Consider the following 23796-nt stretch of genomic DNA (forward strand, 5'->3'; position numbering starts at 1 on the left):
GTCTTGGCCGGGCCGTATTCCTTCGGCGCGTCACACCACCGCAAGTCATTGCGATTGACGAAGATTATCCCGCTCAGCACATGCCGGGCATCCACGCGCGGCTTGCCCATCCTCAGGAAAACAGTCCCCCGGACTGTTTTCTGATCTTCGGATACTCTTGGGAAAGAAGGGCCGTAGCCGCTCCATATGCGCCTCGCTCAGCCAGAAAAGATTGCTCATCGATCAGCTCTCCTTGCGGAGCCTGAAGCACGCCAAAGGCCTGCAATCAATGGGTCTGGAGCCTAGGCAGGGCGCCTGTAGCCGGTGCTGGCCGCGATTAGCGCCCGGGCATAATCGCTTTGCGCCGCAGCGGCGCGCAGCCGGGCGGTATCCATCTGCTCGACGATCCGGCCAGCGCGCATCACCGCCAGCCGGTCGCACATATGCGCCACCACCGCGAGGTCGTGGCTGACCATGACATAGGTGAGGCCGCGCTCGGCCCGGATGTCGCAGAGCAGGTTCAGGATCTCGGCCTGCACGCTGACATCCAGCGCCGAGGTCGGCTCGTCCAGCAGCAGCAGCCGCGGCTCGGCCGCAAGCGCCCGGGCGATGGCGACCCGCTGTCGCTGGCCGCCGGAAAGCTGGTGCGGATAGCGGAAGCGGAAACCCTGCCCCAGCCCGACCTGGTCCAGAAGCCGGGTGATGCGCTGGTCGACCCGGTCCATGCCTTGCAGGCGCAGGGTTTCCGACAGCACCCGATCCACGGAATGGCGCGGATGCAGGCTGGCATAGGGGTCCTGGAACACCATCTGCACCGTCTTGTGGAAGGTGCGGGTCCGGTGGCGGCCGGCGATGGTTTCGCCCGCCACCTCGATGCGGCCGGACCAGGTGTCGATCAGCCCGGCGATGGCGCGCAGGATGGTCGATTTCCCCGAGCCGCTTTCGCCGACGAGGCCGAAGCTTTCGCCTTGCGGGACGGTGAAGCTGGCCGATTGCACCGCATCGACGCGCTCGGGCGGATGGCCGAACCAGACATCCAGATCCTCGACCGTCAGCATGGGTTGCACCGGGGCGGATGGGTATTTGGGCAACGAAGAAGCCGCGTCATGCCGCGCCCTCCGGCGGGGCGTCGCGCCAACCCTGCTGCCTTCGCAGGACCGCGAGGCGTTCCACCGGCCGGTCGAGGCGCGGCAGGCTGTTCAGGAGGCCCTGCGTATAGGGGTGGCGCGCGGCATGCAGGTCGCGGGCGGGCAGTTCCTCGACCACGCGGCCGGCATACATGATGAGCACGCGGTCGCAGAATTGCGCGACCAGGTTCAGGTCGTGGCTGATGAAGATCAGCCCCATGCCGCGGGCGCCGACCAGCCGGTCCAGGATGCGCAGCACCTCGTTCCTGACCGAGACGTCCAGCGCCGAGGTCGGCTCGTCCGCGATCAGGATCTCGGGGTCGGGGGCCAGCATCATGGCGATCATGATGCGCTGGCCCATGCCGCCCGAGACCTCGTGCGGATAGGCGTCAAAGACCCGCTCGGGGTCGCGGATCTGCACTGCGCGCAGCATCTCCAGCGCCTTGTCGCGGGCGGCGGCGCGGCTCTCGCCGGTATGCAGGCGGTAGCCCTCCATGATCTGCCGGCCCACGGTCATTACCGGGTTCAGGCTGAACTTGGGGTCCTGCATCACCATGCTGATGCGCGAGCCGCGCAGCCGGCGCATGCGGGATTCGGGCAGGTTCAGGATCGACTCGCCGCCCAGTTCCATGCGCTCGGCCGTGACCTTGCCCGGCGGGCGCACGAGGCCGAGGATGGCGCGGCCGGCCATGGTCTTGCCCGAGCCGCTTTCGCCGACCACGCCCAGCCGCTCGCGCCCGAGGTCGAAGCCGACGCCGCGCACCGCCTCGAACATGCCCGAGCGGGTCGGGAAGTCGACGCGCAGGTTCCTGACCGAAAGCAGCGGGCTCATTCGCGGCCTCCCTTGGGGTCCAGCACGTCGCGCAGCCCGTCGCCGAGCAGGTTGAAGGCCAGCGAGACGATGAAGATCGCCATGCCGGGCATGGCGGCGACCCACCAGAAATCGAGGATATAGGTGCGCCCGTCCGAGATCATCGCCCCCCATTCCGGCATCGGCGGCTGCGCGCCCAGGCCGAGGAAGCCCAGCCCGGCGGCGGAGAGGATGATCCCCGCCATGTCGAGCGCCACCCGCACGATCAGCGAGCTGACGCAAAGCGGCCAGATATGGCCGATCAGCAGCCGCAGCGGCCCCGCGCCCTGCAATCGGGCGGCGGCGATATAGTCGGCGTTGCGGATGGTCAGCGTCTCGGCCCGCGCCAGCCGCGCATAGGGCGGCCATGAGGTGACGGCCAGCGCCAGCACCGCATTGCCGATGCCGGGGCCGAGCGCGGCGACGAAGGCCAGCGCCAGGATCAGCTTGGGGAAGGCCAGGAAGATGTCGGTGATGCGCATCAGCACCTGGTCGACCCAGCCGCCGGCGAAACCCGCCACCGTGCCGACGAAAAGCCCGATCACCGGCGCGATCAGCGCCACCGTGCCGACGATGAACAGCGTCACGCGCGAGCCATGGATCAGCCGCGACAGGATGTCCCGCCCCAGCGCGTCCGTGCCCAGCCAGTGCTGCGCCGAGGGCGGCTTCAGCCGCTCGGCCAGGTTCTGGGCATAGGGGTTCTGCGGCGCGATCCAGGGCGCGAAGGCCGCCACCAGCACCAGCAGGATCAGGATCGCCAGCCCGACCATGGCCAGCCGGTTGGCGCGAAAGGTCAGCCAGCCTTGATAGAGCGCCCCCATCCGAGCCTGCCGCCGGGTCTGCGGCGCGTCGGACAGAAGCCATGCGCGTGTGGTTTCGGTCATTTCGCCCTCGGGTCCAGCAGGCGGTAGAGGATGTCGGAAAGCAGGTTCAGCGCCACGAAGCAGGTGCCGACCACCACCGTGCCGCCCAGCACGGCGTTCATGTCGCCGGCCAGCAGCGCCTTGGTGATATATTGCCCGATGCCGGGCCATGAGAATACGATCTCGGTCAGCACCGAGCCTTCGAGCAGCGAGCCGAAGCTGAGCGCGATCACCGTGATCAGCGGCACCAGGATGTTGCGGAAGGCATGGCCCCAGATCACCCGGCGCTCGGACAGGCCCTTGACGCGGGCGGTGACGACATATTCCGCCGAAAGCTGTTCCAGCATGAAGCTGCGGGTCATGCGGCTGATATAGGCCAGGCTGAAATAGCCCAGCAGGCTGGCCGGCAGCACGATATGGCTGAAGGCGTCGCGAAAGGCGGCCCAGTCGCCGGCGATCAGGCTGTCGACCAGGATCAGCCCGGTGACCGTCGGTACCATGCCGTCGTATATGATGCCCTGCCGACCCGGCCCGCCGACCCAGCCGAGGATGCCGTAGAACAGCAAGAGCCCCATCAGCCCCAGCCAGAAGATCGGCATGGAATAGCCCACCAGCGCCACCACGCGGGCGATCTGGTCGATCCAGCCGCCCCGGCGCGCGGCGGCGACCACGCCCAAGGGCACGCCGACGCAAACGCCGATCAGCGTGCCCAGGCTGGCCAGTTCGACCGTCGCCGGAAACACCCGCCTGAGGTCCTGCGCCACCGGATGCCCGGTCGAGATCGAGCGGCCGAAATCGCCGCGCAGCACCTCGCCCATATACAGCAGGAACTGTTGCCACAGCGGCTTGTCGAGGCCCATCGCGATGCGCGCCGCCTCGTATTGCGCCTGCGTCGCCCGCTCGCCCACCACCTTCAGCACCGGATCGATGGGCATGACCCGGCCGATGACGAAGGTGACGAGCAGCAGGCCGAGCAGGGTCAGCGCCAGCGACAGGACCAGCCCGCCCAGGCTGCGCGCCCGCCGCCGCAACCGCGCGGCCCGGGCCGAGGGCACGCCCCCGGCCGGGGGTGGCGTGCCCCGCCCCGGCTGGCCGGTCATGTCGGGCTGGACCACGCCTTATTCCTTCGTCACCTGCCGATAGTTGACCGAGGTGACCGAGCCGCCCGATGTCCAGTTCTGGACGTTCTGCTGCATCGCCACCTGCTCGATCTTCTGGAACATCGGGATGATCGGCGCGATCTCGCGATACTGGCTCTGGATGTCCAGATACATCTGCACGCGCTTGTCGGTATCGCCCTCCAGCGTGGCGGCCTCGACAGCCTGGTTCATCTCGTCCGGCACGGCCCAGCTGTTGCGCCAAGCCAGTTGCGACAGCCCGGCATCGTCGGCATTGTTGGGGTTATGGGCAAAGGTCGAGGCATTGGTGTTCGGATCGGCGTAATCCGGCCCCCATTCGCCGATGAAGACCGGCACCTGCCGCGCGCGATAGGCATCGAGCACCTGCGCCCCGGTCATCTGCTGGATCTCCAGCGTCAGCCCGACCTGTGCCATGGCGGCTTGCAGGGTCTGGGCGGCGTCGACATATTCGCGAATGTCGCGCACGACGGTCTTGACCGTGCCCGAGGTGATGCCGGCATCGCTCAGGATCTGGCGGGCCTTCTCGATGTCATAGGTCCAGGGGTTCTCGTCCGAGGCGCCCAGATAGCCTTCGGGCAGGAAGTTCTGGTGCACCTTCCACTGGCCCTTGAGGAAGCTCGATTCCATGCCCGCGTAGTCGATCAGGTATTTCATCGCCTCGATCATCTCGGGGCGTTGGAGCAGCGGGTCCTTCTGGCTCAGACCCATGTAGAGGATGCGGCCGCGCAACTCGTCCGCGACCTTCAGCTCGTCATTGCCGGCGATGCCCTCGACATCGGTCGGGGTCAGGTTGCGCGCCACGTCGACATCGCCCTGTTCCAGCAGCAGCCGCTGGGCGCTGCTCTCCTGCACATGGCGCACGATCACCCGCTTCATCGCCGGCGCGCCCTGCCAGTATTCCTCGCTGGCGACGAGTTGCACGGCCTCGTTCGGCCGCCACGCGCCAAGCGTGTAGGGACCGGAGCCCGAATCGTTGGTGGACAGCCAGGCATTGCCGAAATCCTCGCCCTCGGCATGTTGCATGGCGGTTTCCTTGTCGATGACCGAACCGACCTCGGAGGCAAGGCAGTTCAGCACGAAGCTTTGCGCATAGGGCTGGTCCAGCTTCAGGATCAGCTTGTTGCCGTCGAAGGTCACCATCTCGTCCACGTTATCGGCGGTAAAGCCGAACTGGTTCAGGATGAAGGCCGGCGACTTGTTCAGCTTGACGGCGCGTTGCAGCGACCAGGCGGCGTCCTCGGCCCGGACCGGGTTGCCGGAATGGAATTTCACCCCCTCGCGCATGGTCAGCGTGATGGTCTTGCCGTCCTCGCTGACCTCCCAGGATTCGGCCAGGCTGGGCTTGATGCCGGCGTTCAGGTCCAGCGGATCGAAATCGACCAGCCGGTCATAGAGGCTATGCACCACGTCCTGGCCCGAGAACTCGAAGCTCTGCCCGGGATCGAGGCTGATGATGTCGTCGATCTGATGCGCGATCACCAGCGTGTCGGCGGGGGTCTCGGCCCAGGCCGCGGAGACGGGCGCCGCCATGGCCACGGCCGAGGCCAGAAGCAGCGCGCGAAGCGGAAAACGGTTCTGCATGATGGGACTTCCCTGTTGTCGCGCCCCGTCGCTCGCGGGGCTGGAATGGTAGCAGCTTGGCGCGAAGCCCGGCTTGTCGCAAGCCCCCCGTGCCGGGGCGCAAGCCGGGCCGCGAAAGCCAGCCGATGCGCCAAGCCGCCCGGCAAGGAAAATCGCCGCGCAGGCTTGCACCGGGGCGCGGGCCCGTCCTATCTCGGGCTGAAGGAGAGACCATGGAAAAACGCACCCTTCCCGAGCGGCCCGGCTGGCGCGACAAAGCCGAGGAACTGGGCTTCACCTTCGCCGACATGGGCGGCGAGCCCTATTGGGACGAGACCAGCGCCTATCGCTTCACCCTGCGCGAGATCGAGGAGGATATCGAAGCCCCCGCCACCGAACTGCATGCGCTGTGCCGCGAGGCGGTGGACCGTGCCGTCCGCGACGAGGCCTGGCTGGCCCGGCTCGACATTCCCCGCCAGCACTGGGATCTGATCGCCGCCAGCTGGGCGCGGGGCGAGCCCGAGCTTTATGGCCGCATGGACCTGGCCTATGACGGCAACGGCCCGGCCAAGCTGCTGGAATACAATGCCGATACGCCGACCTCGCTTTACGAATCTGCCAGCTTCCAGTGGCTCTGGTTCGAACAGCAGCAGGCGGCGGGCGTGCTCGACGCCGATGCCGACCAGTTCAACAGCATCCACGAGGCGATCGTGGCGCGCTGGACCCAGATCTGCGCCGATGGCGAAGAGGTGCATTTCGCCGCCGATCCCGATAACCTCGAGGATTACGCCACCGTCGAGACCCTGGCCTGGGCCGCGCGCGAGGCAGGCCTGGGCGCGCATTTCACCGCGCTTTCGCAGATCGGCCTGACCGAGGAGGGCCAGTTCGCCGACGACCAGTCCCGGATTATCGGCACGCTCTTCAAGCTCTACCCCTGGGAGGACATGCTGCGCGACGAATTCGCCGCGCATCTGCAAAGCTCGGGCACCCGCTTCATCGAGCCGCCCTGGAAGGCGATCCTGTCGAACAAGGGCATCCTGCCGCTCCTGTGGCAGATGTTCCCCGGCCACCCGAACCTGCTGCCCGCCTTCTTCCTCGCCGATGTGCAGGAGGCGCTGACCGGCGGCAATCCGGCCGCCGCAGTGGCCCAGGCTTTCGAGACCGCGCGCGAGACCCTGGCCCATGGCCATGTGACGAAGCCGATCTTCTCGCGCGAGGGCGCCGGGGTGGTGATCCGCGAACAGGGCCGCGACGTGGCGCGCACCGGCGACGACAGCTATTCGCACCATCCGATGATCGTGCAGGGCCTTGCCCGGCTGCCGGATTTCGGCGGCTTCCACCCGGTGCTCGGCGCCTGGATCGTGGGTGAGAATTGCTGCGGCCTCGGTCTGCGCGAGGACCGCTCGCCCATCACCCACAACCTGTCGCGCTTCAAGCCGCATTTCATCGAGGGCTGACCATGACCGAACGCCTCCCCCGCAAACGCTCGCGCCATGTCGCGCTGGTGCTGGCCGGAACCGCGACGCTGGCGCTCGCCGCCTGCGAGGACGACCGCATGGACGCGCAAAGCTTTCCCGACCTGGAAAGCTGCATCGCCGCCAGCAAGCAGGAAACGCTGTGGTTCACCGAGGAGGACTGCCGTCAGAACTTCGCCGCCGCCCAGAAGGAATTCCAGGAAACCGCCCCGCGCTACGAATCCAAGGAGCTTTGCGAACAGGAGCATGGCGTGGGCAATTGCGGCGGCGATCCGGCCCAGACCCAGGAGGCGCAGAACTCGGGCGGCGGCTTTTCCTTCATGCCGCTGCTGGTCGGCTACATGATGGGCTCGATGCTGTCGCGCGGCGGCGGCATCTCCTCGCAGCCGATGGTGCGCACGGCGGATGGCCGCTATTCGACGCCCAAGGGCGACCAGAGCTTCGCCAGCAATCGCGGCGCGGGCAAGGTGCCGGCCGCGACCTTTCAGCGCGCGCCCTCGACCATCGGCAAGCCGCCGATGAGCGCGGCCCAGGTCAGCCAGCGCGGCGGCTTCGGCGCCTCGGCCACCGCACGCTCGGGCGGGCGCAGCAGTTTCGGCGGCTGACGGCTTCTTCGTTGCCGAAATACCCTCGGGGGTGAATTGCGGCGCCAGCCGCAAGAGGGGGCGGACAGCCCCTTCCCCGGCGAAGCCGGCATCCCCGCGGCAGTTACCGCTAACACAAACCCTTGCGCAGCGGCGCGGAAAAGCGCAACCTGCCGCCAGATTTCCGCAAGAACGAGGCCCGCCATGACCCCTGCCGCCCAGTCCCAGAACACCCGCGCGCTTTGCGAACTCGCCCCGGTGATCCCGGTCCTGGTCGTCGGCGACGCCGGCCGCGCCGAAGGGCTGGCGACGGCCTTGGTCGCCGGCGGCCTGCCGGTGCTCGAGGTGACCCTGCGCACGCCCGCCGCGCTCGACGTGATCCGCGCGATGGCCAAGGTGCCGGGCGGCCATGTCGGCGCCGGCACGGTGCTGACCCCGGACGACGCGAAACGGGCCAAGGAGGCCGGCGCCAGCTTCGCCGTCTCGCCCGGCCTGACCGAGCGGCTGGCCCGCGCCTGCGAGGAGATCGGCCTGCCGCTGCTGCCCGGCGCCGTTACCGCCTCCGAGGTGATGCGGGCGATGGAACTGGGCTATTCCATGCTGAAATTCTTCCCGGCCGAGGCCGCGGGCGGCGCGAAATCGCTGAAATCGCTGGCCGGGCCGCTGCCGCAGGTCAGCTTCTGCCCGACCGGCGGCGTCACCTTGCAGAACGCCCCCGACTATCTGGCGCTGCCGAACGTGATCTGCGTCGGCGGCAGCTGGATCGCGCCGGATGCCGATGTCGCCGCCGGGGATTGGTCAGCCATCGAAGCCCGCGCCCGCGACGCGAGCACCCTGCGCTAGACCCGCCATGGCGATGACCCTGGCCGAAACCGATCCGATGCGCCGCGCCCGGCGCAATGTCATCGTGCTCTTGCTGGCGCAGGCGCTGCTCGGGGCGCAGATGTCGATGATCTTCATCGTCGGCGGGCTGGCCGGCCAGATGCTGAGCCCCAATCCCTGCATCGCCACCCTGCCGCTGTCGATGATGATCCTGGGCTCGGCGCTCTCCGCCCGGCCGCTTTCGGGCTTCATGCGCCGGCACGGCCGGCGGGCGGGGTTCCTGTTGTCCTGCGGCTCGGCGGCATTGGGGGCGGCCATCGCCGCCTATGCCCTGGCCAGCGGCAGCTTCTGGCTGTTCACCGCCAGCGCGTTGTTCACCGGCGTCTATATGGCGGCGCAGGGCTTCTTTCGCTTCGCCGCCACCGATTGCGCACCGCCCGAGTTCCAGTCGCGCGCGATTTCCTGGGTGCTGGCGGGCGGGCTTGCCGCCGCCTTCACCGGCCCCGCTTTGGTGCGGCTGACCGCCGAAGTGACCGCCATCCCATTCCTCGCCACCTATGCGGCGATCATCGGGCTGAACCTGCTCGGGCCGGTGCTCTTCGCCTTTCTCGACATTCCGCGCCCGCCCGCGCCCGTCCGCGGCCAGACCGAAGGCCGGCCGCTGGGCGAGCTCTTGCGCGTGCCCCAGATCGCCGTGGCGATGATCTGCGGCATGGTGTCCTATGCGCTGATGAACCTGGTCATGACCTCGGCGCCGCTGGCCGTGGTGGGCTGCGGCTTTGCGACGGCGGACGCGGCGAACATCGTCTCGGGCCATGTGCTGGCGATGTTCGCGCCCTCGTTCTTTACCGGCCACCTGATCGCCCGCTTCGGCGCCACGCGCATCGTCATGGTCGGCCTGGCGATCCTGGCGGGCGCGGGGGCGGTGGCACTGTCCGGGGTGGATCTGGCGCATTTCTTCATCGCCATGATCCTGCTCGGGCTGGGCTGGAACTTCGGCTATATCGGCGCCACCGCCATGCTGACCCGCGCCTATCGCCCCGAGGAGCGCGAGCGGGTGCAGGGCTTGAACGATGCCGTGGTCTTCGGCGGGGTGTTCCTGGCCTCGCTGTCCTCGGGCGGGCTGATGAACTGCATGGGCGGCTCGGCCCAGGCCGGCTGGAACGCGGTCAACCTGGCCATGCTGCCCTTCCTGGTGCTGGCCGGCGGCGCGCTCTTGTGGCTGATGCTGCGCCCGCGCGAGGCGGCGCGGTAAGGCGGCCTGCCGCGCCCGCCGCGCGGCAACCGGCCCCTAAGCCTTGCGCAGCGCGATCACCGCGTTCAGCCCGCCAAAGGCGAAGGCGTTGGACAGCACCGCCTCGACCCTGGCCTCGCGGGCTTCATTCGGCACCACGTCCAGCGCGCATTCCGGGTCCGGCTCCTCATAGCCGATGGTCGGCGCGATGACGCCGTCGCGCAGCGCCATGATGCAGGCCAAAAGCTCGACCGCCCCGGTGCCGCCGATCAGGTGGCCGTGCATGGACTTGGTCGACGAGATCATCAGCCGGTCGGCATGATGACCGAAGGCATGGGCCACCGCGGCACATTCCGTCTTGTCGTTCGCGGCCGTGCCGGTGCCGTGGGCGTTGATATAGCCGACCTCGTCGGGGCGCATATGCGCGTCCAGCATGGCGCCGGTGATGGTACGCTCGGCGCCGATGGCCGAGGGCATGACGATGTCCTGCGCATCCGCCGACATGGAAAAACCCACCACCTCGGCCAGGATATCGGCGCCGCGCGCCACCGCGTGCTCCCAATCCTCGAAGACGAAGACGCCCGCGCCCTCGCCCTGCACCATGCCGTTGCGGGTGGCCGAGAACGGCCGGCAGGCGTCCTTGGACATGACGCGCAGCCCCTCCCATGCCTTGACGCCGCCAAAGCACAGCATCGCCTCGGACCCGCCGGTCAGCATCACCGTCGCGGCGCCCGAGCGCACCATGTTGAAGGCCAGGCCCATGGCGTGGTTGGAGCTGGCGCAGGCGGTGGCCACGGTGAAGCTGGGACCCAGCAGCCCGTATTCCATGCTCAGATGCGAACAGGCGGCGTTGTTCATCAGCTTGGGCACGACGAAGGGATGGACGCGGTTCTTCCCCTCCTCATAGACGGTGCGGTAATTCTCGTCCCAGGTGTTCATGCCGCCGGCGGCGGTGCCCAGAACCACGCCCGAGCGCAGGCCCAGTTCGCCCTCGAAGACCAGCCCGGACTGCGTCACCGCCTCGCGCGCGGCCAGCAGGGTGAACTGGGTGAACTTGTCATAGAGGACGATCTGCTGACGGTTGAAATAGGTCTCGGCCTCCCAGTCGCGGACCTGGCCGCCGATGCGGATCGCCAGCCGCTCGACGTCGCGGAACTCCAGCGGGCCGATGCCGCAGCGCCCCTCGCGCATGGCCTCCAGCGTCGAGGGCACGTCGCGGCCAAGCGCGTTGACGGTGCCCATGCCGGTAATGGCGACGCGGCGCATGCCGTTGGCGTGCCGCCCCATGATGACGCGGCCCAGCATGGTGCGGGCGATCTTCGTCGCGCTCTTGACCTTGCCCTTGACCTTGCCGGGCTTTCGCGGGGTTTTCGGCGGTTTCTCGCCCTTGTTCCTCTTGGCGTTCATGCCTTTTCAGCGACCAGCTTTTCCACGGCGCCGATGATGGCGCCGAGGCTCGAGATATCGAAGTCGGATTTCTCGGGCTCGTTGGCGTTGAAGGGCACCGAGATGTCGAACGCCTCCTCGATGGCGAAAATGGATTCGACGAGGCCCAGGCTGTCGATGCCGATCTCTTGCGGCGACATCTCGAGCTTCAGCTCGGACGGATCCAGCATCGCCTGTTCTGCGATGATCTGGATGATGCGGTCGCGGATTTCTGTCATCTCGGCCTCCGTTCTGTCCCGGTCAGGGGCGATTACCTGCGGAAATGCTATTCCGCGTCGCCCTTGTCGAGCAGTTTCTTAACAGTTTCGCGAAGCTCGGCCACTTGCGCATAGAGTCGCGGCAGGCGGCGGATGTTCTTCTGCGCCTCGACATGGGTCTCCATCTTCACCGCCGGGCTGCCCAGCAGCACCCGCCCGGCAGGCGCGTTGGTAAAGATCTTGGTCGCGCCGCCTGCGATCACGTCGTCGCCGACGAAGATGTTGTCCGAGACGCCGACCTGTCCGCCCAGCACCACGCGGTTGCCGATCCGGGCCGAACCGGCGACGCCCACGAGGCCGCAGAGCAGGGAATCCTCGCCGACCACGCAATTATGGCCGACCTGCACCAGGTTGTCGATCTTGGTGCCGCGCCCGATCCGCGTCGCGCGGATGGTGCCGCGGTCCACGGTGGAATTGGCGCCGATCTCGACATCGTCGCCGATCTCCAACCCGCCCAGCGAATGGATGCGGGTCCAGTGCTGCTGGCGGATCTCGTGCCGCTCGCCCAGGGATTCGCGGATCTCCTCGACGCCGGATTTCTCGGGCGTGACAAAGGAGAACCCGTCGGCGCCCAGCGAGACCCCGGGATTCAGGATCACCCGGTCGCCGATGGTCACGCCATGGGCAATGCGCACCCCGGCATGGATCAGCGCATCGCGCCCGATCACCGTGTTCGCGCCGATCGAGACATGCGAGGCGAGGCGCGCACCCGCGCCGATCCGCACCCGCGGGCCGATGACCACGAAGGGACCGATGGCGGCATCCTCGGGCAATTCGGCCGTCGGGTCGATCACGGCGCTGGGATGGATGCCGGGCGCGATACCGGGGCCGGGATCGAAGGCCCGCGTCAGCCCGGCCATGGCCAGCCGCGGCCGGCCGACCAGGATGGCGGCGCGCAGCCCCAGCGCCTCGGGGTCGGCCCCCTCGGCCAAAAGCGCCATGCCGCCCGGCGTGAGCTTCTCGGCATAGGCGGGCGAGGTTGCCAGCGCGATCTGGTCCTGGCGTGCCTGGCCGGCCTCGGCCGCGCCGTTGACGATCAGGCTGCCGTCGCCCCAAAGGCGGGCATCGAGTGCGCGGGCCAGTTCGGCGATGGTCAGTGTCATGCGGCTCCCCTTTGCTTGGGGTTCATCTATTCATCCGCAGCGGCGGAATCCAGCCCGGCCTTGACCAGCGCCGCATGCACCAGCGCATCGCGGCCATAGATGTCGGGGAAACGGCGGATCTGCCCGGTCTCGTCCGGGAAGGCGGTGAAATAGACCAGATGCACCGGCACCGGCGGGCGCAGGTTTAGATAGGTCTCGCGCCCGGACTTCAGCGCCTTGGAAAACACCGCCTCGGGGTTTTCGACCTGACCCTTCAGCAGTTCATGCGCCAGGTCGATAGGCCGGCCGACGCGGATGCAGCCATGCGAATAGGCGCGGCTCGACTGGTTGAACAGATGCTTGGTGGGCGTGTCGTGCAGATAGATGTTCCAGGGGTTGGGAAACATGAACTTGACCTGCCCCAGCGCATTGTCGTCGCTGGGTTTCTGCCGCATGCGGTAGGGAAAGGTCTTGGCGCTGTACTTGCGGAAATCGATGCGGTCGCGCGCGATCACGTTACCGGCCCCGTCCACCACGTCGAGATGGGAAACCGCGTAGCGGTTGGCCTGAAGCCGCGGCAGGTATTCCTTGACGGTGATCGAGCGCGGTACGTTCCAGCGCGGGTTGACCACCATATATTTCATCGTCTCGCTGAACTCCGGCGTCTCGAATTCGCGATTGGCCTTGCCGATGACCACGCGGGTCTCGAAGATCTCCCGACCGTTCTCATAGATGCGGGCGTTGAACTCGGGCAGGTTCACCCAGACGTGGCGAGCGTTCAGGTCGTGGCCGCGCATCCAGCGCATCCGCTCCAGCGCCACCTGGATCGCCTCGGCCTCGGGGCCGGTGCCGCGGTTGAGCCGCGCGACCGTGCGCGGCCCGGCGACGCCATCCGCCGGCAGTCCTGCCGCCTGCTGATAGGCAGCAACCGCCTGCGCCAGCGCCCCGTCATAGGTCAGCGGGCTGCCCGTGGGCGCCGCGGCGAAGCCGACCGAGGCAAGGCGCACGCGCAGCGCCGCGACGGCAGGATCGCTGGCTCCCTCGCGCCACAGCCCCTCGGGCACCAGCGGCGCATCGGCCGGGGCGACCAGCCGCGACTGCCGTGCCAGCGCCTGGCGCAGCGCCTCGTAGCGCGGATCCTGCGGCGGCAGGGTGGCGAGCATGGATGCCGGATCGGCAGCGGCGGCAAAGGCGCGTAACAGATCGCCAGTGCGCGGGCGCTGCACCTCGCGCTTGATGCCCGGCTCGACATTGCGGGGGTCGAGGATGCCGTCCGACACGTCGCGGCTCCAGTCGGCAAAAGCGCGGGCAAAGCGGATCTCCTCCTCGACCGTATCCGCACCCTCGCGATCAAGCTTGCGCAGCATGGCCTGGCGATAACGCCCGGCCGGCAAGCCATGCGAGGCCGCCTGCCCCAGAGCCTCGATCAGCGCGGCGCGGCGCGGGGCCCCCTCGGCGCCGATGAAGACCGGCTTCAGCCCGTTCGTGCCATAGAAATCCGCCAGGCCCGGATGGTCGGCAACCTGCTCGGCCAGTTGCATTTCCTGCTCGGAAAAGCTTAGCCTGGGCGCGGGAAGCGCAGCGACCGGCGCGGCATCCAGCGCCTGGGCGGCCGCAAGATGCGGCATGGCCGCCAGAACGGCCGCAACAACCATTACGCGAATCGGCCCGGTAGAGCGCACTTCATATTCCTTTTGCTTCTGCGGCAAATCTTCGCACCTGCGCCGATTCCGGTCCAGCGAGGCCGGTTTTTTCTTGCATCAGTGATGCAAGGCAAACACGGCCGCGCAAAAACATCGGATTTGGTTCCGAATCGCTCCGATTTCGGCGGATTCTCGCCGAGAATGGCGGAACTCCGCTGCAAGTGGAACGAAAAGCTTCCCTCCGCTCGCGCGCTGGTGACATATTCTTAACCGGCTCCGGCTAAACCGGAGCGGGCCGTTTCAACGGGCGGCAAAAACAACGAAAGCAGGACAGGCGATCTGACATGACGTTCGAATCTCTCTCGCGTCGGGGAATCCTTGGCGTCTTCGCGGCGACCACGGTGGCAGCAGCGCCGGTTATGGCCAATGCCTTCGGTCTTCTGCGCGGCGCCGGCGATATCCGCCGCATTCGCATGTATTCGGGGCGCACGGGCGAAAGCATCGACACGGTCTACTGGGTCGAAGGCAAGTATATCCGGGATGCCCTCAATGAAATCAACATCTTCATGCGCGACTGGCGGACCGGCCAGGCGATCGGAATCGACCCGCGCACGATCGACATCGCCGCAGCCTCGCACAGGCTGCTGCAAACCAACGAACCCTACATGATGCTGTCGGGCTATCGCTCGCCCCAGACCAACGCGATGCTGCGCTCGCGCTCCTCGGGCGTGGCCAGGAACTCGCTGCACATGGTGGGCAAGGCTGCCGACCTGCGCCTGAAATCGCGCTCGGTCTCGCAGATGTACAAGGCCGCTGCCGCCTGCAACGCTGGCGGGGTCGGCAAATATTCGCGCTCCAACTTTGTCCATATGGACTGTGGCCCGATCCGCCATTGGGGCGCCTGACTCGCGACCGATCAACTTTAGGCGATCACGCAAAGACCCGCCCCGAGGGGCGGGTTTTCGTTTGCCCGCGCCGCCCTAGCGTAACCGCGGCGGCGCCGAAGGATCGCGCCGCACGGGCTCGGGCGCGGGAGGCGGAGGCGGCGGCTCCAGAATCAGCGCCGCGGGCGGCAGGTCCCGTTCGGCAAAGCCGATATCGACGCCGCCGGGCAATTCGGGCAGAAACGCCAGCAACTCGGCCAGCGCCTTGGCCACCCCGCCTTCATGCGCCGGGGCGACGCCGGTCAGGATCAGCGCATGGCCCTGCCGGCCGTCCCGCCATTCGGCCGCGACCAGCGCCAGCCGCCCGACCAGCCCGGCCATGTCGCCCAAGCGCTGCGCCAGGGGCTCGGCCAGCAGCGCCACGGCCTCGGGCGAGGGCGCGCCCAGCCGCCGCGCGCTTTCCTGCGGCGCCATGCTGGGCCGGGCCTGAAGCGCCTGCACCAGCCAGCCCAGCACACCCGCATCCAGCATCAGCTCCGAGGCATGGCCGGGATTGACCAGCAGGCCCCGCCCCTCCTCGGCCAGCGCCGCCGCGAGCACCCGACCCGGCAGAGCGAGATAGGCGACAGGGCCGCCGACGAAACCGGCCAGCCGCTCCTCGCGGTCGCAGGCCAGGGCAAACCACCCCTCGGGCAGGTCGAACAGCCGCAGCTCGGCGCGGTCGTCGGCCGGCTCGGCCAGCAGCGCGGCGAAAAGCTCCGTATCGGCCAGGCGCGACAGGATACGGGCCCGGACAGGCGCATCGGCCTCGTGAAAGGGAACCTGGCAAAGTTCATCCAGCGGGGTCATCGGTTTCTCTCAACTGGGTGGCAATGGCGGCGCGCAACTCGGGCAGCAATTCCGTCTCAAACCAGGGATTGCGCCGCAACCAGGCGGTATTGCGCCAGGACGGATGAGGCAAGGGAAAGATGTGCGGCGCATGCGCGCGCCAGCCGGCGACAGTTTCCGTCACCCCGCCGCGCGCCGCCGCGCCCAGATGCCAGCGCTGCGCATGGCCGCCGACCAGCAGCGTCAGCCGCGGCCGCAGCTCGGCCATGACGCGCGTGCGCCAGGTCCGCGCGCAGATCGGCGGCGGCGGCAGGTCCGAGCCCTTGGCGTCATAGCCCGGAAAGCAGAAGGCCATCGGCACGATGGCGATGCGCGCCCGGTCGTAGAACTCCGCCTCGGACACGCCCATCCAGTCGCGCAGCCGGTCGCCCGAGCGGTCGGCAAAGGGGCGCCCGGCCAGGTGCACCCGCATGCCCGGCGCCTGACCGACAACCAGGATGCGCGCGCCGGGACGGAACCAGGCCACCGGCCGCGGGCTGTGCGCCGTGGCCGTCAAGGCAAAGCGCGGCGCACAGAGACGGCAGGCAGAAATCTCGCGGAGAATACTGGTCGGGGCGGGCATGTCCGGCAGATAGGCACGCCGCTCCCGTGGGAAAAGGCCCGGCATTCACGATATATCAAGCATTGCTTGCCATGGTGGACAGCGCAGGCCCCCGGGCCTATTGTCCGGCCTGCCACGGCCGGGGTTTCGGGCCACGGCGGGGACCGTGTATGTCGTAACCATTACCAGCCTGCGCAGGCGCGTGGATCAGGACGGCCAGATGATCGAATTCGACAATGTCTCCAAATCGTTCTGGACCGGAACCCAGCGCAAGGTGATCCTCGACCGCGCCTCGTTCCGGATCGAGCTGGGGCAGTCGATGGGCATCCTGGCGCCGAACGGCACCGGCAAGACCACGATCATCAACATGATGTGCGGGCTGGAAAAGCCGGACGAGGGCACGATCCGCACCGAATGCCGGGTCTCGTTCCCTCTGGGCTTTATGGGCGGCATCACCTCGTCGCTCAGCGCCAACGAGAATGCGCGTTTCATCGCCCGCATCTACGGGCTGGACCCGGATTATGTCGAAGCCTTTTGCCGCTGGATGGCCGATATCGAGGAATATTTCGACATGCCGGTCGGCACCTACAGCGCCGGCATGCGCGCGCGCTTCACCTTTTCGCTGATGCTGGCGCTGGAATTCGACATCTATCTGATCGACGAGGGCATGCCCGCCACCACCGATCCGGAGTTCAACCGCAAGGCCGGGACGGTGCTTTACGAACGCCTCAAGTCCGCCACCGTGGTCGTGGTGTCGCACCAGGCGCAAACCATTGAAAAATTCTGCAATTCCGCTGCCGTTCTGCGCGACGGCAAGCTATATCAGTTCGAAACCCTCGGAGAGGCGAAGCAATATTATGACTACACCGCCTAAGGCGCGCGCCTATCGCATCAACCGCGAAGAGTCGGTGTTGGCGGTCAGCCACGGCCCGGGCGCGGAGGGGGTGGCGCGCAAGGTGCAGGTCGAGGTCCAGAAACGCGCCGAATCCACATCCGCCGGCCAGAAACCCCATCCGCAGCCCGATCAGCTTTTCGCCACCGAGGAGGATGGTTTCGGCGACATGCGCTTTCCCGGCGCCGCGCAGGAACCGGCCGGGCCCGGGCAGGACAAGCCGCCGCTGGCCGAACGCATCGCCGCGGTGCGGGCCGAGAACCTGACCGACCGGCAACTGCGCATGGCCCGCCGCATCGCCGCCATGCATGAGATCGAGGCCGCATCCGACCATGAGGCGGTGATCCTGCTGCGCGACCGCGGCATCGATCCGTTCCACCGCGCCTCGGTCGCCAAGATCCTCTCGCAAGAAGGCGCACGCGTTCAGGCCCAGGCGGCGGCATCCGCCTCCGGCGCCAATATGCCGGTGCCGACGCGTCAGGACGGCGCAAACCGGCGTCGCGGCACCGAGATCGCGCCGCTGGCGCCCGGCTCGACCAACCTGCCCTCGCGCGAGGCGCTGACCGAAGATCGCCGCGCGGCCGAGATCATCCGCATCCAGCAGGACATCGCCCGCCGCCGCCGCCGCAGGCTGTTGATGCTTTTTGCCCGGCTTGCGGCCTTCGTCGGCTTGCCGACGCTGATCGCGGGCTGGTATTATTTCTTCGTCGCCACGCCGCTTTACGCCACCGTCTCGCAGTTCCAGATCCAGCAGGCCGAGCAATCCAGCTCGGGCGGGCTGGGCGGGCTGTTCGGCGGCACGCAACTGGCCACCAATACCGACTCGGTCTCGGTGCAGAGCTATCTGACCTCGCGCGATGCCATGCTGCGGCTGGACCGGGATCTGGGCTTCAAGCGCGCCTTCCAGGATCCGGCCATCGACCCGATCCTGCGCCTGGCGCCGGCTGCGACGAACGAACAGGCCTACAAACTCTATCGGAACTCGGTGAAGATCGGCTACGATCCGACCGAGGGGGTCATCAACATGGAGGTGATCGCCCCGGATCCCAAGCTCAGCCAGGAATTCTCGCTGGCGCTGATAAAATATGCCGAGGGCCAGGTGGACCAGATGACCGCGCGCCTGCGAGAGGACCAGATGAAAGGCTCGGTCGAAAGCTATCAGGATGCCGAGGAAAAGGTGCTGCAAGCGCAGCGCCGGGTGCAGGAATTGCAGCAGAGGCTGGGCGTGCTCGATCCCGCGGCCGAGGGCAGCGTCATCATGGGCCACATCGCCGAGCTGGAACGGCAGCTGGCGGAAAAAAGGTTGGAACTGGGCCAGCTGAAATCGAATCTCCGCCCCAATGCCAGCCGCGTCGCCGGCGTCGAGGGCGATATCGGCCGGCTTCAGGAGATGCTGGCCCAGACCCGCAGCCAGCTGACCGAGGGCAGCAACGCCCGTGGCTCGCTGGCCACCATCTCGGGCGAGATCCGCATCGCCGAATCCGAGCTTCTCACCCGGCAGGAATTGCTGGCCACCGCCGCTGCGCAGATGGAGACCGCACGGATCGAGGCCAACAAGCAGGTGCGCTATCTCTCGCTCTCGGTCGCGCCGGTGCCGCCGGACGAGGCGACCTATCCCAAGGCTTTCCAGAACACGATCGTGGCCTTCCTGGTGTTTTCGGGCATCTACCTGATGCTCTCGCTGACGGCCTCGATCCTGCGCGAACAGGTATCCTCATGAAACATGTCCAGATCGGCAATGTCACCTTCGGCAACGACCGCCCCCTGGGGCTGATCGCCGGCCCCTGCCAGCTTGAAACCCTCGACCATGCGCTGATGATCGCCGAGACGGTGGCCGAGGCCTGCGCCAAGGCCGGCGCGGGCTTCGTCTTCAAGGCCAGCTACGACAAGGCCAACCGCACCTCGCTGACGGGACGGCGCGGCATCGGCATCGACGAGGGGCTGCACATGCTCGGCGAGGTGCGCCGCCGCATCGGCTGCCCGGTGCTGACCGACGTGCATGACATCGAGCAGGCGCGCCTGGCCGGTTCGGTGGTCGACGTGATCCAGATCCCCGCCTTCCTGTCGCGCCAGACCGACCTGCTGCTGGCGGCGGGCGAGACCCCGGCGGCGGTGAACATCAAGAAGGGCCAGTTCCTTGCGCCCTGGGACATGCCCAATGTCGCCGAGAAGGTCGCCTCGACCGGCAACAAGCGCATCCTGCTAACCGAACGCGGCGTCAGCTTCGGCTATAACACGCTGGTCGCGGACATGCGCAGCCTGCCGATCATGGCGCGGACCGGCTGGCCGGTGATCATGGACGCGACGCATTCCGTGCAGCAGCCGGGCGGCCAGGGCGGCTCTTCCGGCGGGCAGCGCGAATTCGCGCCGGTGATGGCACGGGCGGCGGTGGCCTTGGGCGTCGCCGGCGTCTTCATCGAGACGCATCAGGATCCTGACAACGCGCCTTCGGACGGGCCGAACATGATTCATCTGGACCGCATGCCGGCGCTGATCGCCTCGCTGATGCGCTTCGACGCGCTGGCGAAATCCGATCCGGTGATGGGCTGATCAGCCGGCCGCAATGGCCTTGGCCGCGGCATGGGCCGAGGCCCAGGCCCATTGGAAATTATAGCCGCCGAGCCAGCCGGTGACATCGACGACCTCGCCGATGAAGTAAAGGCCGGGGACGGATTTCACCTGCATGGTCCGGGAATCGAGCGCATGCGTATCGACGCCGCCGACCGTGACCTCGGCCGTGCGCCAGCCTTCGCTGCCGACCGGGCGCAGCAGCCAGCGGTTCACCCGCCCTGCCAAGCGTTCGAGCGCGGCATTCCGCTGGTCTGCCAGCCTTGCCCCCGCTAGCCCCATCTCGACGGCAATCGCCTCGGCCAGCCGGGCGGGCAGCCAGCGCGACAGCGCCGAGGCCACGGTCATGCGTCCGCCCTGGCCGCGGATCTCGCGCAACCCTGCCGCAACATCCGTGTCCGGTGCCAGATCAACGGCGATCTCCTCTCCCGGGCGCCAGAAGCTCGAGATTTGCAGGATCGCCGGCCCCGACAAACCGCGATGGGTGAACAGCAGCCCGTCGCGAAAGCTGGTGCGCCGCCGTCCGGTACCATGGCTGACCTGGGCCGTCACCGACAGCCCGGCCAGCGGCCGGCAAAGCTCCAGATCCTGTTGGGCGAAGGTCAGCGGCACCAGCCCGGCCCTCGGTTCGACCAGCGCAAGCCCGAACCGAGCGGCGATGTCATAGCCGATTCCCGTTGCGCCCATCTTTGGAATCGATTTGCCGCCCGTCGCCACCACCACCCGGCGCGCGGCCAGCGGCCCGCCCGAACTGGCGACAAGAAACCCTTGTTCCGTGCGCTCCACCGCTTCGACGGCCGTCCCAAGCCGCAATTCCGCGCCACGCATGCGATGCAGCAGCATGTCGATGATCTGCCGCGCGCTGCCGTCGCAGAACAGTTGGCCCAGCGTCTTCTCGTGCCAAGCGATGCCGGCATGGTCGACCATGGCAATGAAGTCCGTCGGCGAGAACCCAGCCAAGGCCGACGCGGCAAAGCGCGGATTGTCAGAAACGAAGCGGTCGAGCCCGCTGGCGAGGTTGGTGAAATTGCACCGCCCACCGCCCGAGATGCGAATCTTTTCGCCCGGCGCGCGGCTGTGATCCAGCACGAGGATCCTCCCTGCCTGGTCGCCTGACTGCTGCAAAATCGAGCCGGCGCAAAAGAGCCCGGCCGCTCCGGCGCCAAAAATGACGGTATCCACCTGTTCCATGCCGGGCGCATAAAGTGCCTGCAGGGAAGCCACAAGATTTTTCCTTTTGCCTCTTGCACCCCTCCGCCGCCTTGGCTAGATACGCCTCCACAAGTTGGGGCGTGGCCAAGTGGTAAGGCAACGGTTTTTGGTACCGTGTACCGTAGGTTCGAATCCTACCGCCCCAGCCAAATCATCCAAGCTGCTGAGAAGATGATATTTTCTGTCCTCAGGGACAGGGTTTTTCCGAACCTTTTCGATGGGTTGGCCCGGATTGGCGCGTGATCTGCGTCGTGATGCCGATTGGGCAACGGGCGTGGTTATGCCCCAAGAGATGCCCCATGGGTCGTCTCTGTCAGGTCGGTTGGTGAGGTAAACTGTAAGGCCGCCCGAGACCGCTGGAGCCTCGGGCAAAGACTGCATCCTGGTTCAGGCACGGGAAGCCTATCCAGCCTGCTCCACCAAAAGTTCGTACAGCATTTCCTGACACTCCCGCTGGTAGGTCTGACTCAGCGACTGCCGAAGGGAATCGGATTCTGCCGTGGAACTCCAGACACGATCCGTCAGCCATAACCCCACGACCACCATAGGAGCTGCAAGAGCCTTTTGGTTCTCATCCTCGATGTTCTCGAAGAACTTTTCGTATACAGCTTGGAATTCAGCTTTGAGCATCCCGGAGGCTTTGGCTTTGTAAATCAGTTCTGCATTCTTGGGAACCTCCCGGCAGAAATGCTTCGCGGCGTCCCCATAGGTTGCGTTGTAGGTCTGCGCCAACCCTGATCCTGCCAGTGTAGCGACCACGACACCAGCCAAAGCTGACCGAAGAGAGATTGCCATGGCAGGTACACACCCTGTCTGTCGTTCACCCATCACGAAGTGCTCCCACTCACAAAATACTTCCTAGAATCCATTTTTCATAAAATACTTCATAGAGAAAGTGGGATAAGTCTTGCTCGTGCGCGGGGATGGATACCGACCCCGACACCTTTCTCCTGGCCTATGCGCGGGTGCTGCGCAGGCATCGCAAGAACATGGACCTCTCGCAGGAGGAGCTTGCGTTCCGGGCGGGATTGAGCATGCGCTATGTCTCGTTGCTTGAGAGCGGGAAGCACCAGCCCAGTCTTGGCACGATGAAGGCACTGGCGGATGCTCTGGACACGAGCCTTACCGCGATGATCGGTGAAGCCGAAAACAACAACGATCAAGCATAGAGCCTCGCTTTACGCCGCTGGGTAACCAACGCTATGGTGGGAAAAGGCTATGGGCTACTCAGACTGCGCCTTGAGAGGAACCAGCATGCCTATGATGGTCTTGCCCCCATTTCACCGGACACTCAGGCGATTGCGGTTTGAGCTGCGATGAACTCGCGTGGCGAGCGCATTTTCAGCCCTGAGTGCGGGTGGTTTTCATTGTAATCCTCGATCCAGGTGCCGATCAATCCAAGGCCCGTCTGCGCGTCCGGCAATGGCGTGACCTGGACGTAGTCGCGCTTCAGCGTCTTCACGAATGCCTCCGAAATCCCGTTGCTTTGCGGGCTCTTGACCGGCGTGACGCAGGGCTTCAGCCCCAACTGGCGGGCGAAGATCTGCGTGTCCTTGGCGATGTAGGGCGACCCGTTGTCGGACAGCATCTCGATGACCGAGGGCGCGCGGTATGCGCCGAAGCGGCGTTCCACGGCTTCGAGCATGATGTCGCGGATTTCGGAGCCGCTGATCCCGGCGTTGACCACTGCGCGCCAGGCGATGATTTCCCGGTCGTGGGCATCGATGAGGCAGGCGCCGCGGACGATGTCGCCGTTCCAGCAGGTGAACTCGAAGCCATCTGAACACCAGCGCAGGTTCGAGCGCATGACAATCACCTTTCCGTCGTGAACGTGCTGGGGCCGCTCGGAATATTTCTGCGCCAACAGCAAGTTATGGGTTTGCATGATCCGGTAGACCCGCTTGTGGTTGACCGGTGCCAGACCCTCTGACCGCAACTGGCGGTTCAGGATCGCCGTGATCCGCCGGTAGCCATAGGTGGGGCGCGCCGATACGAGCGCCGTGATCAACGGCACCACCCGCGCGTCTTGCGCTTTATGATAGCGCCGACGCGGCGGCGTCCTGCCGTTCAACCGAACGATCAGGTTCGAGCGGGCCACGCACAGGATTTCCGCCACGACCTTCACTGGAAATCGCCCTTCAGCGGCGACCGCGCGAGCAAGGTCGGTTTTTTTGACCGTGACTTGTCCAGGGCCCTCCCGCAGGATCTCGGCCTCGAGCGTCTTGCGACCGAGCTGGCGCTCGAGTTCGCGGATGCGGTCCTCCAGATGCCGGACGATCTTGTTGCTGGTGACATCATCGTCTTCCGCCACGGCGACACTCCCCCCTTCGAGCATGAGCCGCCGCCAACGATACAACAGGTTCGGCGCCACGCCATTCCGGCGCGCCACAACCGAGATGCTGGACCGGTCGTCCAGCGTCTCTTCGACAATCCGCAGCTTCTCGGTGGCGGTCCAGCGGCGGCGACGGCCGCCATCGGCGATGATCTCTATCTCAGACATAAGCACGTGCTCAGGCATATGCCTAAGCCTCCATGGTCATGCCCAAGTGTCCGGTCGAAAGGGGGGCCAGTTCATATGAATTCTTAACCCCTTAGCTAGGTGTTTGATCCCGGCATTTGATGGTGCATTGTTTTCCCAAGCTTGGAGGGATGCGCTATGGGACAGATTCTTCATGGGAGCGCCACGACGACAGAGGCAATCCGTCGAGCAATACAAAATAGTCAAGAGAGCCTGAGAGCGCTGTCGAAGS

General features: G+C 66.6%; 23 protein-coding genes, 1 tRNA gene and 1 pseudogene. 10 read left to right on the plus strand and 15 right to left on the minus strand.

Annotated elements, in window-relative coordinates; translation table 11 throughout:
- The 6 genes and pseudogenes from AQY21_RS27430 to AQY21_RS01710 all read right to left on the minus strand — a co-directional run.
- Nucleotides 1-219: pseudogene (locus AQY21_RS27430) on the minus strand (transposase); the annotation flags it as partial.
- Between the two features lie 62 nt (nt 220-281).
- Nucleotides 282-1037 carry an ABC transporter ATP-binding protein gene (locus tag AQY21_RS01690; protein ID WP_058096150.1) on the minus strand — a complete coding sequence of 252 codons (756 nt, stop codon included), beginning with the start codon at nt 1035-1037 and terminating at the stop codon, nt 282-284.
- A 46-nt stretch (nt 1038-1083) separates the two neighbouring features.
- Nucleotides 1084-1938, minus strand: coding sequence for an ABC transporter ATP-binding protein (locus AQY21_RS01695; protein ID WP_058096151.1), 855 nt, complete (start codon nt 1936-1938; stop codon nt 1084-1086).
- Nucleotides 1935-2840 carry a nickel transporter permease gene (gene nikC / locus AQY21_RS01700; RefSeq protein WP_058096152.1) on the minus strand — a complete coding sequence of 302 codons (906 nt, stop codon included), beginning with the start codon at nt 2838-2840 and terminating at the stop codon, nt 1935-1937. Before nikC ends, AQY21_RS01695 begins: the two co-directional genes overlap by 4 nt.
- A complete protein-coding gene (locus AQY21_RS01705) occupies nt 2837-3829 on the minus strand; it encodes an ABC transporter permease (RefSeq protein ID WP_058096167.1) in 993 nt (330 codons plus the stop codon). The genes nikC and AQY21_RS01705 overlap by 4 nt, the downstream gene beginning before the upstream one ends.
- A gap of 108 nt (nt 3830-3937) precedes the next feature.
- The gene (locus AQY21_RS01710) at nt 3938-5539 is read right to left on the minus strand and encodes an ABC transporter substrate-binding protein (protein ID WP_058096153.1); all 1602 of its coding nucleotides are present in this window, start codon (nt 5537-5539) and stop codon (nt 3938-3940) included.
- A gap of 212 nt (nt 5540-5751) precedes the next feature.
- Here AQY21_RS01710 and AQY21_RS01715 point away from each other — a divergent pair, with 212 nt between their 5' ends.
- From AQY21_RS01715 to AQY21_RS01730, 4 genes are all read left to right on the plus strand, one after another.
- Nucleotides 5752-6975: a glutathionylspermidine synthase family protein gene (locus AQY21_RS01715; RefSeq protein WP_058096154.1), complete on the plus strand. Its 1224-nt coding sequence runs from the start codon at nt 5752-5754 to the stop codon at nt 6973-6975.
- Nucleotides 6976-6977: 2 nt separating this feature from the next.
- Entirely contained in the window at nt 6978-7598 is a 621-nt protein-coding gene (locus tag AQY21_RS01720) for a DUF1190 domain-containing protein (RefSeq protein WP_058096155.1), read from the plus strand.
- A 183-nt stretch (nt 7599-7781) separates the two neighbouring features.
- On the plus strand, nt 7782-8420 hold the full coding sequence (eda, locus tag AQY21_RS01725; protein ID WP_058096156.1) for a bifunctional 4-hydroxy-2-oxoglutarate aldolase/2-dehydro-3-deoxy-phosphogluconate aldolase: 639 nt from the start codon (nt 7782-7784) through the stop codon (nt 8418-8420).
- Nucleotides 8421-8427: 7 nt separating this feature from the next.
- Nucleotides 8428-9654 carry an MFS transporter gene (locus AQY21_RS01730; protein ID WP_152988055.1) on the plus strand — a complete coding sequence of 409 codons (1227 nt, stop codon included), beginning with the start codon at nt 8428-8430 and terminating at the stop codon, nt 9652-9654.
- Between the two features lie 36 nt (nt 9655-9690).
- Here the strand turns inward: AQY21_RS01730 and AQY21_RS01735 are convergent, their stop codons facing one another.
- The 4 genes from AQY21_RS01735 to AQY21_RS01750 form a co-directional block, all read right to left on the minus strand.
- Nucleotides 9691-10899: a beta-ketoacyl synthase gene (locus AQY21_RS01735; RefSeq protein ID WP_058096169.1), complete on the minus strand. Its 1209-nt coding sequence runs from the start codon at nt 10897-10899 to the stop codon at nt 9691-9693.
- Nucleotides 10900-11036: 137 nt separating this feature from the next.
- A complete protein-coding gene (locus AQY21_RS01740) occupies nt 11037-11297 on the minus strand; it encodes an acyl carrier protein (RefSeq protein WP_058096157.1) in 261 nt (86 codons plus the stop codon).
- Nucleotides 11298-11344: 47 nt separating this feature from the next.
- On the minus strand, nt 11345-12439 hold the full coding sequence (locus AQY21_RS01745) for a UDP-3-O-(3-hydroxymyristoyl)glucosamine N-acyltransferase (protein ID WP_058096158.1): 1095 nt from the start codon (nt 12437-12439) through the stop codon (nt 11345-11347).
- Between the two features lie 26 nt (nt 12440-12465).
- Nucleotides 12466-14073 carry a murein L,D-transpeptidase gene (locus AQY21_RS01750; RefSeq protein WP_058096159.1) on the minus strand — a complete coding sequence of 536 codons (1608 nt, stop codon included), beginning with the start codon at nt 14071-14073 and terminating at the stop codon, nt 12466-12468.
- Between the two features lie 332 nt (nt 14074-14405).
- Between AQY21_RS01750 and AQY21_RS01755 the strand changes: the two genes are divergently transcribed.
- Nucleotides 14406-14966, plus strand: a complete 561-nt coding sequence (locus AQY21_RS01755) for a DUF882 domain-containing protein (RefSeq protein WP_058096160.1) — start codon at nt 14406-14408, stop codon at nt 14964-14966.
- 75 nt (nt 14967-15041) lie between these two features.
- On the opposite strand, the gene AQY21_RS01760 is transcribed toward AQY21_RS01755, so the two are convergent.
- Both AQY21_RS01760 and AQY21_RS01765 read right to left on the minus strand, forming a co-directional pair.
- Nucleotides 15042-15794 carry a hypothetical protein gene (locus AQY21_RS01760; RefSeq protein ID WP_058096161.1) on the minus strand — a complete coding sequence of 251 codons (753 nt, stop codon included), beginning with the start codon at nt 15792-15794 and terminating at the stop codon, nt 15042-15044.
- The gene (locus AQY21_RS01765; protein WP_058096170.1) at nt 15778-16395 is read right to left on the minus strand and encodes a uracil-DNA glycosylase family protein; all 618 of its coding nucleotides are present in this window, start codon (nt 16393-16395) and stop codon (nt 15778-15780) included. Before AQY21_RS01765 ends, AQY21_RS01760 begins: the two co-directional genes overlap by 17 nt.
- A 199-nt stretch (nt 16396-16594) precedes the next feature.
- Between AQY21_RS01765 and AQY21_RS01770 the strand changes: the two genes are divergently transcribed.
- Genes AQY21_RS01770 through kdsA form a run of 3 tightly spaced genes read left to right on the plus strand, consistent with a single transcriptional unit; the run spans nt 16595 to nt 19816 of the window.
- Nucleotides 16595-17248, plus strand: a complete 654-nt coding sequence (locus AQY21_RS01770) for an ABC transporter ATP-binding protein (protein WP_058096162.1) — start codon at nt 16595-16597, stop codon at nt 17246-17248.
- On the plus strand, nt 17232-18986 hold the full coding sequence (locus AQY21_RS01775) for a hypothetical protein (RefSeq protein ID WP_058096163.1): 1755 nt from the start codon (nt 17232-17234) through the stop codon (nt 18984-18986). The genes AQY21_RS01770 and AQY21_RS01775 overlap by 17 nt, the downstream gene beginning before the upstream one ends.
- Nucleotides 18983-19816, plus strand: a complete 834-nt coding sequence (gene kdsA, locus AQY21_RS01780) for a 3-deoxy-8-phosphooctulonate synthase (protein ID WP_058096164.1) — start codon at nt 18983-18985, stop codon at nt 19814-19816. The genes AQY21_RS01775 and kdsA overlap by 4 nt, the downstream gene beginning before the upstream one ends.
- On the opposite strand, the gene AQY21_RS01785 is transcribed toward kdsA, so the two are convergent.
- Entirely contained in the window at nt 19817-21025 is a 1209-nt protein-coding gene (locus AQY21_RS01785) for an NAD(P)/FAD-dependent oxidoreductase (RefSeq protein ID WP_058096171.1), read from the minus strand.
- A gap of 95 nt (nt 21026-21120) precedes the next feature.
- On the opposite strand from AQY21_RS01785, the gene AQY21_RS01790 reads away from it, so the two are divergent.
- A tRNA-Gln gene (locus AQY21_RS01790) sits at nt 21121-21195 on the plus strand.
- 253 nt (nt 21196-21448) lie between these two features.
- Here the strand turns inward: AQY21_RS01790 and AQY21_RS01795 are convergent.
- Nucleotides 21449-21778: a hypothetical protein gene (locus tag AQY21_RS01795; RefSeq protein WP_058096165.1), complete on the minus strand. Its 330-nt coding sequence runs from the start codon at nt 21776-21778 to the stop codon at nt 21449-21451.
- A gap of 191 nt (nt 21779-21969) precedes the next feature.
- On the opposite strand from AQY21_RS01795, the gene AQY21_RS01800 reads away from it, so the two are divergent.
- The gene (locus AQY21_RS01800; protein WP_058096166.1) at nt 21970-22215 is read left to right on the plus strand and encodes a helix-turn-helix domain-containing protein; all 246 of its coding nucleotides are present in this window, start codon (nt 21970-21972) and stop codon (nt 22213-22215) included.
- A 122-nt stretch (nt 22216-22337) separates the two neighbouring features.
- Here the strand turns inward: AQY21_RS01800 and AQY21_RS01805 are convergent, their stop codons facing one another.
- Nucleotides 22338-23564, minus strand: coding sequence for an IS3 family transposase (locus tag AQY21_RS01805; protein ID WP_082657912.1), 1227 nt, complete (start codon nt 23562-23564; stop codon nt 22338-22340).
- Between the last annotated feature and the right edge of the window lie 232 nt (nt 23565-23796).

The organism is Paracoccus sp. MKU1, from assembly GCF_001447385.1.
Classification (GTDB): domain Bacteria; phylum Pseudomonadota; class Alphaproteobacteria; order Rhodobacterales; family Rhodobacteraceae; genus Paracoccus.

What these genes read in the sequence shown, in the direction of transcription:
- AQY21_RS01690 (WP_058096150.1), bottom strand. Translation starts at nt 1,037, where the DNA reads ATGCTGACGGTCGAGGATCTGGATGTCTGGTTCGGCCATCCGCCCGAG.
- AQY21_RS01695 (WP_058096151.1), bottom strand. Translation starts at nt 1,938, where the DNA reads ATGAGCCCGCTGCTTTCGGTCAGGAACCTGCGCGTCGACTTCCCGACC.
- nikC (WP_058096152.1), bottom strand. Translation starts at nt 2,840, where the DNA reads ATGACCGAAACCACACGCGCATGGCTTCTGTCCGACGCGCCGCAGACC.
- AQY21_RS01710 (WP_058096153.1), bottom strand. Translation starts at nt 5,539, where the DNA reads ATGCAGAACCGTTTTCCGCTTCGCGCGCTGCTTCTGGCCTCGGCCGTG.
- AQY21_RS01715 (WP_058096154.1), top strand. Translation starts at nt 5,752, where the DNA reads ATGGAAAAACGCACCCTTCCCGAGCGGCCCGGCTGGCGCGACAAAGCC.
- AQY21_RS01720 (WP_058096155.1), top strand. Translation starts at nt 6,978, where the DNA reads ATGACCGAACGCCTCCCCCGCAAACGCTCGCGCCATGTCGCGCTGGTG.
- eda (WP_058096156.1), top strand. Translation starts at nt 7,782, where the DNA reads ATGACCCCTGCCGCCCAGTCCCAGAACACCCGCGCGCTTTGCGAACTC.
- AQY21_RS01730 (WP_152988055.1), top strand. Translation starts at nt 8,428, where the DNA reads ATGGCGATGACCCTGGCCGAAACCGATCCGATGCGCCGCGCCCGGCGC.
- AQY21_RS01735 (WP_058096169.1), bottom strand. Translation starts at nt 10,899, where the DNA reads ATGCGCCGCGTCGCCATTACCGGCATGGGCACCGTCAACGCGCTTGGC.
- AQY21_RS01740 (WP_058096157.1), bottom strand. Translation starts at nt 11,297, where the DNA reads ATGACAGAAATCCGCGACCGCATCATCCAGATCATCGCAGAACAGGCG.
- AQY21_RS01745 (WP_058096158.1), bottom strand. Translation starts at nt 12,439, where the DNA reads ATGACACTGACCATCGCCGAACTGGCCCGCGCACTCGATGCCCGCCTT.
- AQY21_RS01750 (WP_058096159.1), bottom strand. Translation starts at nt 14,073, where the DNA reads ATGGTTGTTGCGGCCGTTCTGGCGGCCATGCCGCATCTTGCGGCCGCC.
- AQY21_RS01755 (WP_058096160.1), top strand. Translation starts at nt 14,406, where the DNA reads ATGACGTTCGAATCTCTCTCGCGTCGGGGAATCCTTGGCGTCTTCGCG.
- AQY21_RS01760 (WP_058096161.1), bottom strand. Translation starts at nt 15,794, where the DNA reads ATGACCCCGCTGGATGAACTTTGCCAGGTTCCCTTTCACGAGGCCGAT.
- AQY21_RS01765 (WP_058096170.1), bottom strand. Translation starts at nt 16,395, where the DNA reads ATGCCCGCCCCGACCAGTATTCTCCGCGAGATTTCTGCCTGCCGTCTC.
- AQY21_RS01770 (WP_058096162.1), top strand. Translation starts at nt 16,595, where the DNA reads ATGATCGAATTCGACAATGTCTCCAAATCGTTCTGGACCGGAACCCAG.
- AQY21_RS01775 (WP_058096163.1), top strand. Translation starts at nt 17,232, where the DNA reads ATGACTACACCGCCTAAGGCGCGCGCCTATCGCATCAACCGCGAAGAG.
- kdsA (WP_058096164.1), top strand. Translation starts at nt 18,983, where the DNA reads ATGAAACATGTCCAGATCGGCAATGTCACCTTCGGCAACGACCGCCCC.
- AQY21_RS01785 (WP_058096171.1), bottom strand. Translation starts at nt 21,025, where the DNA reads ATGGAACAGGTGGATACCGTCATTTTTGGCGCCGGAGCGGCCGGGCTC.
- AQY21_RS01800 (WP_058096166.1), top strand. Translation starts at nt 21,970, where the DNA reads ATGGATACCGACCCCGACACCTTTCTCCTGGCCTATGCGCGGGTGCTG.
- AQY21_RS01805 (WP_082657912.1), bottom strand. Translation starts at nt 23,564, where the DNA reads ATGCCTGAGCACGTGCTTATGTCTGAGATAGAGATCATCGCCGATGGC.